The organism is Clostridium beijerinckii (genome assembly GCA_003129525.1).
GTDB lineage: Bacteria > Bacillota > Clostridia > Clostridiales > Clostridiaceae > Clostridium > Clostridium beijerinckii_D.
The window spans coordinates 2,460,833-2,476,418 of the sequence record CP029329.1 but is presented as its reverse complement, the minus strand read 5'-3'; the positions used below and the strand labels follow the sequence as shown (position 1 = coordinate 2,476,418).

Sequence of the window (15,586 nt, the reverse complement as noted above, 5' to 3'; positions counted from 1 at the left end):
GGATTAACATGAAACTATTAAAAAGAACAATACTTATTATGATTACATTTATGATAATTACTACATTAATATGTACTATTCAAAATAATTTTTATATTAACTCAATTTCTGCTATAGGAAATCCACCTAGAGTTGGTGTGCTATTATTTAATTTTAATAATCCATATATGTCTCTAGTTAAACAAAATTTAGAGAATATTGAAAAAGAGAATCCAGATAAAATTAGATTTTCTTTTTATGATTCTAAGGATAATCAATCCGTACAAACTGCAACTATAGGTAACTTAGTTAATGATAATATTGACCTTTTATTAGTAAATTTAGTTGATACAAAGCAAAGTACTGTATCTGAGATTATAGGCAAAGCGAATGAAAAAAATGTACCACTAATTTTCTTTAATATAGATTTACCAATAGATGTTAAGACTAATTATAAAAAAGTTTTTGTTGTAGCAACTGAGTCTGAAAAAGGAGGTATTCTACAAGGAAAAATTCTTTTAAATTTATGGAATACTGACAAACAAGCTATAGATAAAAATAATGATAATATACTGCAATATATCATGTTACAAGGTAAATCTAATAATGAATCTGCAATTCTAAGAACTCTTTATTCTATTTCAACACTTAATGATAATGGTGTAAAAACCGAGGAACTTGCATTAAAAATTTGTAACTGGGATCAAGATTGCGCTAAAAGTGCAATTAATTCATTATTTCTTAAATATGATGGTAAAATAGAAGCAATAATTTCAAACAATGATGCTATGGCAGTAGGTGCTATTGATGCACTACAATCATATGGCTACAACAAAGGAGATAAAACAAAAACTATTCCAGTTGTTGGTGTTGATGCCATACCAGAAGCAAAAGATTTAATTAATAAAGGCTTTATGGCAGGTACTGTTGGGCAAGATTCTAATGAATTAGCTAATGCACTTTATTCTATTGGATTAAATTTAATTTACAATAGAGATCCTCTTGAAGGTACAAATTATAAATCTGAAAAAGAAGGGTTGATTAAACTCCCTTATTATGAATATATACCTTCAACATAAATACGTAGTAAATTTACTCACACTTTTGTAAGTTGGAGTGTTACGGATGCATGCTCCTGGATCGAGTATCACTTGAAGGTATAAGTTCAACTAAAACAAAAAATACTTAGAGTGTTCTCTAAGTATTTTTTATTTAAATTTTCGCTCCACAATGAGGGCAATATTTAAATTTAGAATCTACTTTTGCCCCACAATTTTTACATTTATTTTCATCATAATAATTATTACTATAACCATCAGTATAAGCTTCCTGCACATCCCAGTAGCTTATTTCTATATTCTCACCATGTTCAATTGCTTTTCCTTTGTCTTTTGGAATAATATATACTGATTTACATTTATCACATACCACATAATATTTTTCATTCCATTTAAAAATCGGAATAAAAAAGAAATGAAAGAAATCAAAGTTTTTAATTAAGTTTCCCGTAACTGTCATATTACATTTCTTACAACTTATATTATTTAAACTTTTTATTTCCTTATCTTTATTTTCTATTCCGAATATACCTATAAAAAACATAATTCCATTACCTCTATTCTTTTATTAAAATTTCTTTTTACTAATATTTATTAAACTAACTAATTTCACAAATTTGATTTTTATTCTTTAAATATATTTATATTTTTTATTATACTCTTCCATGAGTATTCCTAATATATAATATTATATCATGATTTTCACTATATCTAAAAACAACATACAAATATAACAATTTTAATGAAAATTTACTCAAACATAATAAAAAAGCAACCAAAAACTTATGTAATAAGCCTTTAGTTACTTTCCGTTAATATTTACTCTACAGTGATGGCGCTTACTGGGCACTGTTCTTGAGCATCTTTTGCACTTTCAATTAAATTATCTGAAATTTCATCTTCTGATGCTTCTGCTATTCCATCATCACCCATTTTAAAAATCTCAGGACATATAGCAGTACATACTCCACAGCCTACACATGTATCTTTATCAACAAAACCTTTCATAAAAATCACCTCTCTGATTTATTTCTTTGTAATCGCAACTCTCCATACCTCAGGCCCTTGTTCTAAATATTCCCACTCAAACTGTTCTGGAAGCTCCATTATAAATTGATAATGTAGTGGACGAGGGTCATGATCATTTATAAGTTCCATTATTTCACCAGATCCTAATCCTTCAAAAGCTTTAAAAATAGCTGGATGCTTATCTCTTGGCTCATAAATCCTAACATCCACACTTACTGCAAAATTTAACATATTTAATTCCTCCTTATTTCTTATCTTCTTTTATTACATTATATCTAGTATGTTGTGATTATAATGTGATTTGAATCACAACATATATATTTTTTATTCAACAAAAGCAGACCATCCACAACCAGAATTAAATTTGTCAGCTGATATAAATACTGGCTCTCCTATCGTTATATCTACATAAATTCCCTTTCATCTAAAATCCGTTTACGCATTTATTTTATCATCTTCAGATAAAGTCTCATTCATACTTCCAGTTCTATAACCAAGCATGTCCAAAGTAACATAAGTAAATCCTATTTTTTTAAGTTCGTTACCTATACGATTCATTATCTCTATGTCAAAAAATTTTTCTCTTTCAGATGGTTCTACTTCTATCCTTGCAATCTCTCCATGATGTCTTACTCTCACTTGAGTTATACCCATATCTAAAAGAATTTGTTCCGCCTTATCTACCATAGTTAGCTTTGATAAAGTTATTTTATTTCCATAAGGGAATCTAGATGATAAACACGCAAATGAAGGCTTATTCCAAGTTGGAAGTTCAAGCTCTTTTGATAATTCTCTTATATCCTTTTTAGTAAGTCCAGCTTCTATTAACGGACTTATTACATCAAGCTCCTTAGCGGCTTGAATTCCTGGTCTGTAGTCCCCAGTATCATCAATATTTGATCCATCAAATACAGAATTCATTCCATTTTCTATAGCAACATTATTAATCTTTGTATAAAGTTCCTTTTTACAAAAATAACATCTATTTTTTGGATTCATAGCAAATCCTTCAATTTCTAATTCTTCCGAAGAAATTATTATATGTTTGACTTTAATATCTTCAGCATATTTAATTGCCTCATTTAATTCTCTTTCAGGGTAAGTAGAAGATGTTGCAGTAACAGCGATTAATTTATCGCCCAAAACTTCCTTAGCTACTCTTATAAGAAACGTACTATCAACACCTCCTGAAAATGCAATAACTGCACTCTCTTTTTTCTTTATTATATCTTTAAGTAATTGGTATTTTTCTTGAAGTAACATTTTTATTCCTCCCATTTTTTTATAATTAAAAACTGATTATCAAAATTTTGATTAAATTGGGTAAAGACGAGTAGTAATTATAACCGATTAAAATATTCTGTAATAATGTTATAAACTATTCTTATTTGTTTACTGTGATATCATTATATAACATAAAACTTAACAAATACATGTCAAGTTTTATAAATATATTCTAGTCTAAACCTTCGCATTTGAATATAGTATTTATTAAACCACTACGTCTGATCTTAGTATCACCTATCAAAATCTTCACTATCGAACAAATGCATTCCCTTTTATTTCTGTAGTAAATCTCCTTAAACTTGGGTATCTAAACTTTCCATGGCATTTTTTGCCCAATTTGAATCTTTTAATATTGCTCTTGCGACCCCTATTAAATCTGCTTTTTCCTCAGAAAGGATTTTTTCTGCTACTTCCACGTCTGTAATTCCACCTGCGACTATAACAGGAATTTTCACCTTTTCTTTTATAGCTTTAGAAAGTGGCGCAAAATATCCGGGTTCATTAACTCCTGGAATACTAAATCTACATAAACCACCTGAAATATCTAGCATATCTACTCCAGCCTTTTCAAATTCAATAGACGCAAGTGTGCTATCTTCTATTGTTAAGCCACCTTCCATATAATCTGAAGCACCCAATCTTAAGAGAATTGGAAAATCTTCACCAACAGCTTCACGTACTTCTTTAATTATTTCTAAATGAATTTTTATTCTTCCGTTTATATCTCCACCATATTCATCAGTTCTTTTGTTTGTTAAAGGAGATATAAATTGACTCAAGAGATAGCCATGAGCAGAATGGATTTCTACACCGTCAAAGCCTGCATTTTTAACTCTTAGTGCTGCTTCTTTGAACCCTCTTACTATAACTTCAATGTCATTTTTAGTAAGTTCTTTTGGTATTTCTCCAGTATTTTTTGAGGGATTCTCTATAGCTGATGGTCCAACTATTTGTAGTCCAGTATTAGCTTCACTTGTAGCACTTCCTGCATGATTAATTTGCATAACTGCCTTAGATCCATTTTTATGAATGATATCTGATAATCCCTTTAAATCATCAACTAATCTATCCTCAGCAATAGAAAGCTGATTTGGATTAGCTTTTCCTTGTTTAGTAATATAACTATGTTCAATTATAATTAAAGAAATATATCCTCCGTTTGATTTTTCATCATAATAATCAAGAATACTTTTGTTTATGCTTCCATCCTCTTCAGATTTTGCAGTTGCCATAGGTGGCATAACTAGCCTATTTTTTAATTCTAATTTACTATTTTTAAGTTTTTTGTTTAAGTATGACATAATTTCCCTCCTTAATAATTCTTATAAAGAAATTTTACTTTATATCTCTAATATAAATATACTCCTTAGAGTATACTCTAAAGCAAGAAGTTCTTTGTAATTTTTACTAATATTCATCTTTACCTAATTATTCTTAATATAATTTGATTGAATCTAATTGCATTATGTAACACAATGTAAAATACTCCATCCATAGTAACAGTTTTATTATTTTAACTGTCTACTTGACAAGGAGCGGTTAATTTCGTAACTAGTCTTTTGTGTTATTATATCTTATGATTTTCTTAAGCTAATAATTTTTCAATTTCACTCTCCGGAAGCGGTTTACTAAAGTAATATCCCTGAATATAGTTACAGTCTCTATCTTTAAGAATTGAAAGCTGTTCCTTTGTCTCTACCCCTTCAGCTACAACTTTTAAATCCATGCTATGTGCCATTTGAATAATATTATTAATCATTGACTCCTTTTTTTTGCTTGAAGTAATATTGTCTATAAATGATTTATCAATTTTTAAAGTGCTTATTGGGATTCTTCCAAGATAGTTTAGTGAGGAATACCCAGTACCAAAGTCATCAAGTGCAATTCTAATACCCATGTCCATTAATTTTTCTAATATATTTATACTAGAATCAAGTGACTGCATAAGAACTGTTTCAGTAATTTCAAGTTCAATAATATTAGGGTTAATACCTGTACTATTAAGAATATCTTTAATACCTTCTAAAAAATCTGATTGTTGTATATCTACTGAGGAAATATTAATACTCATACTTTTGAACTTATAACCTCTATTCAGCCATTTTACAGTTTGTTTGCAAGACTCATTGATCACCCATCTACTTATCTTAGTTATATATCCGCATTCTTCAGCTACAGAAATAAATTCTAAAGGAGAGATAAAACCTAACTCCTTACTATTTAGCCTAAGAAGAGCTTCAAATCCAAATATTTCATTCTTTTGTGCATCATACTGTGGCTGATAATTAATACTAAGCTCATTATTTTCAATTGCGCTTCTAAGTATTCTTTCAATACAAGTTTTTCTCTCTAACTTCAAGTACATTTCAGGGTCAAATAAAACAAATCTATTTTTACCTAATTCTTTTGCTTTATACATGGCTGAATCTGCATTTTTCAATATAGTATTTGTATCTGTTCCATCTTTGGGATACAATGCTGCTCCTATACTTGCTGTAATATACATTTGTTTATTATTAATGTTTAAAGTTTTATTAAATAAGTCTAAAAATCCTTTTGCGTAATGTTCTAATTCAGATTCTTTAGCATAAGGATGAAGTATTATAAATTCATCTCCTCCTAATCTACATATGGTATCTTTTTCATGTATTAAACTTTTAAATTGTTTTGCTAGGTGTACAAGTAGTTTATCTCCATAATCGTGACCCATTGTATCATTTATATTTTTAAAATTATCTAAGTCTATAAAGAATACAGCACCTTCTGCATTTTTACTATAACCCAATTCTAATTGATCATTTAGCTTCTTCATAAATAATGTTCTATTTGGTAATTTAGTAAGAGAATCATAAAAAGCCATAAACTTTATTCTATCTTCTGAAATTTTTCTATTTGATATATCCGAAATGGAACCTGCAAGTTTTATGGCATTATCTTCTGAATCTCTTAAAACCTTACCTCGAGATAATATCCAAACATAAGATCCGTTACTAGTTTTTATTCTATATTCAGAGTTATAGACATCAGTTATTTTGTTAATATGATTTTTATAATCTTCTTTTGCCCTAGCAACATCATCTGGATGAATTAAGTTATTTACCAAATTAATTACGTTCCTATTGTTATTTAATTTGTATCCTGTAATGTCAACTAATTTATCAGAAGCAAAAAATTCTCCTGTAATTAAATCCCACTCCCAAATTGAATCATTAGCACACTCTAATGCGAGTCTATACCGTTCATCACTATTTCTTATAGCTTCTTCATTATGAAGCAGTTCTTCATATTGTACTCGAAGCTCTTCTTCGGTTGCTAATAATTCCTCATGTAATGATGATAATTCTTCATAGCTTGAGTTTAATTTACCAATCATTAAGTTAAAAGATTCTCCTAATTCTCCAAATTCATCATTAGTATTAATATTGGCCTTTACTGCAAAGTCCCCATTTCCCGCTGCATGCATCAAAGGAGTTAGTTCTGTAATCGGTTTAGTTAACTTTTTGGTGATAATAAGAGTAAGAACGATTACAAATAATAATGCTCCAATGGCTATTAAGATTATTAAATATCCAATTTGATTTGATTTGCTTATAAGTTCACTTTTTTGTATAACTGAGGCCATCTTCCATCCTGTATATTTAGAAGTATAAATATTAACGAGCACTGGTGATCCATTAATGACAGTTTCAAAGCTACCATTATTTTCATCTGTAAACTTATTATAATCTTCAAAAGTATGATTTATCCTGTCATTTGTTTGAGCAAGTGTATATCCCAACGTATTTAATTGCAAAATGTTTTTAAAGTTTAAATCTGCATTTGGATGTGCTAGCATTGTACCATCTTTTAAGTAAAGAAAAACATAACCTGTATCACCAATTTTAATATCCCTTATCATCTCTGATAATTTGTCTAAACTTACATCGATACCTATTACTCCGACTATATCTTCTGATGTATCTTTTATAGTGGATGATGCACTTATGATTACATTATTAGTTTCATCAAATGATTCGTATGGTGCCGATATTGCTACCATATCTGGATTCTCTAAAGCTTGGGTATACCACGTTTTTATCCTTGGATCAAAATTAGTGATAGTCACCCCATCTGGCCACTGAATATATCCTCCCCATTTAGTTCCAAAGCATACATGTGAGGTTTCTATATGATTTGTCCCATATGCCTTAAAGTGACTATAAATAGTACTTTCTATCCCTGGAATTTGTGATGAATATTTTTTATTTGTTTCACTATTTGGCATGTTAAATAAAGCTGATATAGATTGATCAGCTTTTTTTATATCTGCTGAATCTGCTAAAGAACGAGTATCTCCCTTTATTTGTTTCATCATATTAGAAAAATTATTATCTATTTGTTCCATTTGTGCTTGAGTATTTGAAAATAAATCTTTTTTTTGCGAATTATAAATATAATTATAAGTTATTAATGCTATTGGAATAGACGTAAATAATATAATTGCTACAAAATATAAAAATAACTTTAGTCTAAAAGTAAGCTTCACATCTAACTCTCCTTCAATATTCAATTTATAATTTACTTAAAATGGCATTCTTGAAAACGTCAACATTGTTATTTATATATTTTACCATTAATGTTATGACTTTTCAACTTTCTTCGACAGTCTATATTTCTTATATATATTTAATTAAAAATTATATTTCAGCATAAAAATAAGAGTTCACTATATAAAGTCTTATTTTAAATACAATGTTAAAATTTTCAAAAGTTCATCTTTCATTTGAGTCTTTTGATATCTTTTATCTTAATTAGTTAATAAACTGAAATCAATATATGAATAATTATGCATATTGCTTTCTATTATTTTTTTATTTAAATTAATCCAACTTTTACATTTATCAAGAATAATTGCATCGCTAGTTATAACATTATCTAGTTTCTCTAAAATTGTATCAACATTATTAATATTTTCAACTTGCACATTAAAACTAAACTCATTCAACAATTCTAATATTAGTTCCTTTAATTTCCCAGAATTAGATACTGGAGCATCTAAATAGAAAATGACTTTTCCTACTTTATTTTTTTCTAATATTTCGCCAATCAATATAATTGCTAATTGCGTTTTATCTATTATGCGATATGTACCTCTAAGTCCTGCTAAATCTCTAATTGTCCCATCCATACATTTTAATAATAATGAATCAGATAAAGCAACTTCCAAGCTGATTATAGTATTAAATCCGTCAATGTTTACAATACTACCTTCTAAATTATCTTTAACTTCTTTATCTTTTCTAATTATAATACTCTTTTCTGAAGAAACAGCTCTCACCAAAGCTAGCCTTTGCCTTTCAGACAGTAGATAATGATTACTTACAAATACAGATGCACTTTTTATTTTATATCCATGATTTATAAGATAATATAAATCACGTCCAGCCTTATGCAACTTTTCAACTGATTCATTACTAAACTCTTTTTCATCACTATGTAAATAACCTCTTTTAACAATTTTACTCATAACTTACCATCCCATTATTCTAATTATTATAACATTTAAACTAATTCCTCATCTAACGTCTCTAATGCTTTATATTCTTTGATTAAAATTAATTTTATTAGCTATATTACTCTCCTTTATTTCTTAAAACTATGCATAACTTTAACCTCAATATTTTCCGATGAATTTTCACTAATAATATTTTGTTAGCAATTTACATATTCTTTTATTTTTAATTATAAAACAGCATAAAAATAAGAGCCTAAATCAATTAAAATTAAGCTCCTAACTTTTTATTATATTAATTATACTAATGTTTATTCTATTACATTCTTTTATGCTAAAATGTTTATCTAGTATACATTATTAAAATTTTTTATCATTTAAAAGTTTTAACATTGTTTTATATGCTTGACCTTCTTTTTCATCGGAAGATAATTTATCTAATAAAGTTTTAGCTTTTTCAATATCATTAATAAAATAAAGTGTTATAGCTTTATTCCATTTATATGCATTCTTATAGCTATTTCTAAAACTCAATATTAATGCTATGGCTGCAAGTATAAGTCCTACTATTATAATTGGTTGAATGCTTGATATTACACATAACCAGCCTCCAAGTATAAAATATCCTGGTAGATTTTTAGGCTTCGTATTTATTCCTAAAGACTTTTCTAATTCCTTAACATTCTTCTTTATGCTTGAGTTGCTAGGCTTCTCCATTACACCATTATCATCTGTAATAATTGATTTCTTCATTTCTTCATTTCTCCTTTAAGTTTTTCTGTATCCATTATTTTAATATTTTTTATATAAAACTTCTTTATCCCTATGTCCATAACAAACTTCGTCTCTTAAATGTCTAATTTATGTTATATATAACGTAAATTATAGTTTGAATTGTCATAATTATAACATAAGTATGACAATTTCACATATATCTTCTGCAGCTTTTGCTAAATAATCTCATTATCAAACTCATCCTGAATGTCTCCTACAAGTTCTTCTATTATATCTTCTAATGTAAGTAATCCACTAGTTCCACCATATTCATCAACTACAATTGCAAATTGTTCTCTTTTGTCTTTAAGTTGCTTAAATATATTTCTTATATGCATTGTTTCAGTGAAACTACTTACTTCTCTTATGCAAGACTTTAAATCTAGTTTGTTATCAGAAACTACATTTCTGTAAATATCTCTAACATGAATAAAACCAACAATATTATCCTTTTCTTTATCTATTATAGGATACCTAGTATACCCATTAATTGTTATTATGTTTAACACCTGTTCTTGAGTAGCATTTACATCTATACAAACCATCTTTTTTCTATGTATCATTATGTCTTTTGCTTTGCAATCAGAAAACTGAAAAGCATTTGCAAGTAACATTTTATCTGCCTTATCTTCTATACTTTGGTCAACTAGCATTTCTAATTCACTTTTTGTGTAAATTTCTTGTGTTTCATTTACTGGGTTTATTCCAAATGGTTTTAAGCAAAGCTCAGTCAATTTATCAAATGTTATTGTTATAGGATACGTTAACTTGTGAAACATTACTAATGAGCTATCTAAAGCTAAATTACATTTTTCTGTTTCAGATAATGCAATAGCCTTTGGAATAAGTTCTCCAAATACAACTTCTAATAAAGTTATTAAACCAAATGAAAAGATCAAAGAAATACTATGTTTAACATTATCATTTGAAGTTATCATGTCTAATATGGGTTCTATTATTTTTGATACTGTTGGCTCACCTAACCAGCCTAACAATAATCCAACCACTGTAATACCTAGTTGAGTTGAAGATAAATAGGAGTTTAAGTTATCTTTAACTGTTTTGCATTTAATTGCTTTTTTATTCCCATCTTGTATTAATGTATCTATTTTTGAAGCTCTTATTTGTACTATTGCAAACTCTAGAGCTACAAAGTAAGCATTAATTAAAATCAAAATTATTATAGCTACTATACTTATTAGTTCTGATTTCATATTTTATCTCCTCTCAATATTGGTTAAAACAAAAGTGTGTGCATTACACTTCATTTGTGCTTTTTTTATGCGTGAAAAGTTCCTGATTGTGCTTAAAGTTCCTCATTGTGCTTCGCACTCTTTTTAGAGGTGAAAAGTTCCTGGTTGCGCTTTTTTTATATGTGAAAAGTTCCTGATTGTGCTTCGCACTCTTTTTATATGTGAAAAGTTCTTGGTTGTGCTTCGCACTCTTTTTATATGTGTATATTTTAACACAAAAATAAGAGTTTACCTTACATAAACTCTTATTTTTCATATTCAAAAGAATAAAAAGTCAGTATATTAGTTCATTTTATTTTTAATGTATTAAATACATTAAAAATAAACTAACTCATCTTCAATTTTATCTATTGATTTATATTTTTTAACAGCTATAAATGGAATTTCTCTTTGTTCTTGCTCTATAAACTTGTTATGAATTACGCCTTCAATTTCAATCCACACTTTTCCATCAATTTTAATAGGTTCTTTACTCTGACATAAAAGTCCTAAAAAAGAAATATCATCTTCACAACAAGTCATAGCATTTCTGCCAAAAGCAAAAATATTCTTAGGATATTTAGGATTTGTGTTGGCAATTCCTTTCATTTTTATACTTTTACCTTCATATTTTTCTGGTGATTCTGTTACGTCTAAATACCACACACCAAAATCATAATCTTCAAATTCGATTATGTCAGCATTTATATCAAAAGGTAATTCTAGAGGCGCCTCATCAATCTCACCATTTTCTAATTCAAATATCAGGCTTGCACTTGCATTAATAGCTTTAACACTATTTCTATATTTCAATTTATTTGTCTTTTCATTACAACGATTAAATATAATTAAATCGGAATCCTTAAATTGTTCTATTAATAAAGACTTCATATTATTCATATAGCCCTCAAAAGTAGAAGCATCAATAGGTGTTATAACTTGAGCAATTTCCCAGCCTTCAGGGAATTCCATTTTATCTACAATATCATATTCCCACATTCCATTATATTCTATTATAACTTTTGTTGGCTTATGTTCTTTATTACATTCTATTAAAAATGAATCTGTAAACTCTTCTTTACTATTACAATGTACTATTGTTACATTATTTTCTTTCAAAAAGTTTTCTTCAAATTCTTCTATACCATTTTCACAAACAATCAAAGTAATATTTTCCCCTTCAGCAAATTCTGAATCATTAAATATTTCCTTAACGAAAGTGGATTTACCACCCTCTAAAAAACCAGTAATAAGAAAAACCGGTATATGTGTCATAACTTCATTCCTTCTTTCATCTAAATCTCAAATAATCAATTTTCACTCTGTGAGCATTGATCATTGAACATTGATAATTAAATTTCCATGTATTAGTATAGTTTCGGTTATCTATATATGAAATAATTCTTCTATTTTATTTTTATTAAGATTTGTTCCTATAACACATAGTCTTCCTGTATAATCTGCTACACCAACTCGAACTTCATATTCACCTGGAACTAAATCAAAATTAATCCATCCACCTTCACTACAAGGTATTATGCCTTTTGCACGCAAAATAACCCCATACTCAGAAGTTTCTGATAAAGTTTTTAATATATCATTTATTTCTACTTTAGAATACTTTTTAGGTGTTTCCATGCCCCAACTTGCAAATACTTCATCTGCATGGTGATGTTCATGATTGTGATTGTGTCCACAAGAACATTCTTCATCATGATGTTGTTCATGTTCATGATCATGTCCACAGCAGCATTCATGATCGTGATGGTGGTGTTCGTGATCATGGCCATAATGTTCTTCATCATGGTTATGATGCTCACTTTCATGATCGTGTCCACAGAAACATTCATGGTCATGATGATAATGCTCATGGTTGTGCTCACAGCACTCTTCATCATGATTATGGTGTTTCTTTTCCTCAAACAAAAGCTCTTTTTCAAGTGAATTTTCCTTTTCCATTGCTAAAAGAATTTGTTTACCATGAATCTCATCCCAATTTGTAGTGATAATATTAGCTTTACTATTATGTTCTCTTATTTGAGCAACACATAATTCTAATTTTTCCTCTGAAAGTTTTTGTGAACGACTTAAAATAATAGTATTTGCACTTTCAATTTGGTTATTAAAAAATTCTCCAAAGTTGTCCATATACATTTTGCATTTCATAGCATCAACAACTGCCACAAAACTGTTAAGCTTAATATCAACATCATGCTCAATGTCTTTTACAGCCTTAATTACATCAGATAATTTTCCTACTCCTGATGGCTCTATTATTATACGTTCTGGTGAATATTTAGATAAGGCCTCTTTAAGAGCATTCCCAAAATCACCAACTAAGGAACAGCAAATACAACCTGAATTCATCTCAGTAATTTCAACTCCTGAATTGTTTAAAAAGCCTCCATCAATTCCTATTTCACCAAATTCATTTTCAATTAACATAAGCTTTTCACCCACAAAAGCTTCTTCTATTAACTTCTTAATTAAAGTAGTTTTCCCTGCTCCAAGAAATCCTGATATAATATCTATTTTTGTCATTTTATATCTTTAGTAAGATTTTGTATTATAAATACATAATCCTACTAAATACTCACTTCCTTTCTAAATATAATAATTATAACTTAATTAAAATATGTAAATTATAAAAGATGCTATTAAGAAACACCTTTTATATTATAGTTATTTGTTTTTATGTTTTTATGTTTTTATGTTTTTTATATTATTCTTAAAATTACTAACTGTCAATAAATACTCTATAAATTCCCAGCTTGTAAGTTATAGGGTTCCTTATTAATAATTAAGCTTATACTGTGAATATATTCCCTAACTAGAAATCAATGATATTCCTTTGTGCAGTGTTTCATCTGGAATTTTGATGGCTGTGGTTCTTGATTGGAAGTTGTTCAAAAATGCTTGTTCAATGCTTGTCATTGAGGCTAGCATTTTTGATGCAACTTGCAATCTTAGAACCACCCATCAAAATTCCTTAGAAACCGAAACAAATGAATATCATTGATTTCGGCGGGAATTCACATAAGTTCGATTCTCATTGAGGAACCCTATATTAGAGTTCAGTGGTAATTTCTACTATGTGCACATTTTTTTCTTCATTGTCTGATACTTTATACTGTATTTCAATTTCAAATTCATCTGAAAAACTTACATCTATATATTCGTATTCTTCTTTTTTATTACCTTTATCATCTATTAATCCCATACTTAAAGCTATTGGATCTTTTGTAAAGTGTAATTCATATAAGCATTCTTCAACATGAAGTAATTCTTCTATCGTAAAGTTCGCAACATGATTTAAGTTTTTAAATTCAAATGTAAATTTATCAAAAAATTTAATCCATCTTTCAAAAATTTCATTTCTTTTTTCTTCTTCTTTTTTATTCACTTCTTCTTTCTTTTCATTATAAGCCTTTAATAAATTATTAGCTTCCATTTTGAATTGTTGAAATTCGCTACCAATATCTCCTATAGTTTTTTCATTGCTTGCTATTTCTAGAGTGGCCTCTTTTATTAGTTCGTTTCTATATGTAATGTCCATATTAATATCAGAAATCTTATTATTAATATCGATTGAGTCAAATTTCACTTTTTTAAATTCCTCCATTAATGACTCTAATTCTTGTAATGTTGCATTTTCTATTTTTTCTTTAAGTTCTTTTAATTCATCTTCCTGAGATTTTTTCACTTCTTCTAATTTACCGTTCATTTTTTTTGCATTTATTATGCCTTCTTCAGCTTGACTTTTGTTTTTAATTGCATTATTTAACAAACGATTTTTTTCTTGTAAACTATTTTCTATAGATTCTATTTTTTCTTTGCATAATTCAATTTTATTTTTTAATTTCAATAATATTTCTTGTGATTCTTTTAAATGTTCCTCTTTATTTATTATTTCAACATCTTTTTTATTTCCCATAAAACTTGGAAGTATTTCTTTTTTTGGTGTAAAACTACCGCCATAAGCTTTTACTGATAACCATATAAGTCTTGCAAAAAGTTGTCTATTCATCTTTTTCCAAGCATTTAATAATGATAGTTTTTCAACATCTACTGAATGTTCAAAGTTTTTCCTTTGCTCTTCATCCATATTTAATAAAATATCTTCTATACTTTCAGTTGCTTCTTTTAATTCGATCAATTGATGCTCATTTAAATATTCTTTAGCTTTCCCCTTAAGTTTTTCACAGTATTTCAAATATATATTATCAGCTTTCTGCCCTGGTGTTAGATTTTTATGAAGTTTATATAATTTAGCTACTTCTTCTATTATTTCTACTGATATTTCATCTTCTGTTGGATCTTCTATATCATTTTCAAATCTCTCCATAAGAATATTTAATAATTTTTCATCTAACTCTGGTCTTGTACAATTTTTTAATTCATCTTTCTTTTCATCAATCAAAGTCCATATTTCTTTTACTTCAGATTCTTCAATTATATGATTTTTCCCAAGTTTGCTTCCAAAAAAATTAATTATACTTATAGTTTTTTTCTTAGCCTTTTGTGCAATTGGCTTTGATATGTTAGTCATGTTTATAGTTTCTAATAATGCAATTTGTTGAATTAAATCGTCATCAGAAATTTTTCTTAGTCCATCAAAAATATTAGGCATATCTGTCTCCTTTTATATATTCATTATACTTTTGGAAAAATTACTATATTTTATCTTTCTATCTTTTTACATTTTAACACAACTTTGAGTAATTTTTAACCACGAT

13 protein-coding genes and 1 pseudogene are annotated in these 15,586 nt (G+C 28.0%); 1 reads left to right on the top strand and 13 read right to left on the bottom strand.

Annotated elements, in window-relative coordinates; genetic code table 11:
* The first annotated feature begins 8 nt into the window (after positions 1-8).
* Complete coding sequence (locus DIC82_10950; GenBank protein AWK51517.1) at positions 9-1,058, top strand: galactose ABC transporter substrate-binding protein; 1,050 nt, start codon at positions 9-11, stop codon at positions 1,056-1,058.
* Positions 1,059-1,191: 133 nt separating this feature from the next.
* On the opposite strand, the gene DIC82_10945 is transcribed toward DIC82_10950, so the two are convergent.
* From DIC82_10945 to DIC82_10885, 13 genes and pseudogenes are all read right to left on the bottom strand, one after another.
* On the bottom strand, positions 1,192-1,581 hold the full coding sequence (locus DIC82_10945) for a zinc-ribbon domain-containing protein (GenBank protein ID AWK51516.1): 390 nt from the start codon (positions 1,579-1,581) through the stop codon (positions 1,192-1,194).
* A gap of 275 nt (positions 1,582-1,856) precedes the next feature.
* Complete coding sequence (locus tag DIC82_10940; protein AWK51515.1) at positions 1,857-2,045, bottom strand: ferredoxin; 189 nt, start codon at positions 2,043-2,045, stop codon at positions 1,857-1,859.
* An 18-nt stretch (positions 2,046-2,063) separates the two neighbouring features.
* Positions 2,064-2,297, bottom strand: a complete 234-nt coding sequence (locus tag DIC82_10935; protein ID AWK51514.1) for a hemerythrin — start codon at positions 2,295-2,297, stop codon at positions 2,064-2,066.
* 96 nt (positions 2,298-2,393) lie between these two features.
* Positions 2,394-2,480 (bottom strand): annotated as a pseudogene (locus DIC82_10930) (peptide-methionine (R)-S-oxide reductase).
* 21 nt (positions 2,481-2,501) lie between these two features.
* Positions 2,502-3,329: an ATP-dependent sacrificial sulfur transferase LarE gene (gene larE / locus DIC82_10925; GenBank protein AWK51513.1), complete on the bottom strand. Its 828-nt coding sequence runs from the start codon at positions 3,327-3,329 to the stop codon at positions 2,502-2,504.
* Between the two features lie 317 nt (positions 3,330-3,646).
* The gene (locus DIC82_10920) at positions 3,647-4,654 is read right to left on the bottom strand and encodes an NADH oxidase (GenBank protein ID AWK51512.1); all 1,008 of its coding nucleotides are present in this window, start codon (positions 4,652-4,654) and stop codon (positions 3,647-3,649) included.
* A gap of 284 nt (positions 4,655-4,938) precedes the next feature.
* The gene (locus DIC82_10915; GenBank protein ID AWK51511.1) at positions 4,939-7,878 is read right to left on the bottom strand and encodes a diguanylate cyclase; all 2,940 of its coding nucleotides are present in this window, start codon (positions 7,876-7,878) and stop codon (positions 4,939-4,941) included.
* 261 nt (positions 7,879-8,139) lie between these two features.
* A complete protein-coding gene (locus tag DIC82_10910) occupies positions 8,140-8,859 on the bottom strand; it encodes a DUF434 domain-containing protein (protein ID AWK51510.1) in 720 nt (239 codons plus the stop codon).
* A gap of 345 nt (positions 8,860-9,204) precedes the next feature.
* Positions 9,205-9,597, bottom strand: a complete 393-nt coding sequence (locus DIC82_10905) for a hypothetical protein (GenBank protein ID AWK51509.1) — start codon at positions 9,595-9,597, stop codon at positions 9,205-9,207.
* A 197-nt stretch (positions 9,598-9,794) separates the two neighbouring features.
* Complete coding sequence (locus DIC82_10900) at positions 9,795-10,832, bottom strand: hypothetical protein (GenBank protein AWK51508.1); 1,038 nt, start codon at positions 10,830-10,832, stop codon at positions 9,795-9,797.
* A 354-nt stretch (positions 10,833-11,186) separates the two neighbouring features.
* Positions 11,187-12,125: a GTPase gene (locus DIC82_10895; GenBank protein ID AWK51507.1), complete on the bottom strand. Its 939-nt coding sequence runs from the start codon at positions 12,123-12,125 to the stop codon at positions 11,187-11,189.
* Between the two features lie 111 nt (positions 12,126-12,236).
* Positions 12,237-13,391 carry a cobalamin biosynthesis protein CobW gene (locus DIC82_10890; GenBank protein AWK51506.1) on the bottom strand — a complete coding sequence of 385 codons (1,155 nt, stop codon included), beginning with the start codon at positions 13,389-13,391 and terminating at the stop codon, positions 12,237-12,239.
* Between the two features lie 526 nt (positions 13,392-13,917).
* Positions 13,918-15,480 carry a hypothetical protein gene (locus tag DIC82_10885; protein ID AWK51505.1) on the bottom strand — a complete coding sequence of 521 codons (1,563 nt, stop codon included), beginning with the start codon at positions 15,478-15,480 and terminating at the stop codon, positions 13,918-13,920.
* Between the last annotated feature and the right edge of the window lie 106 nt (positions 15,481-15,586).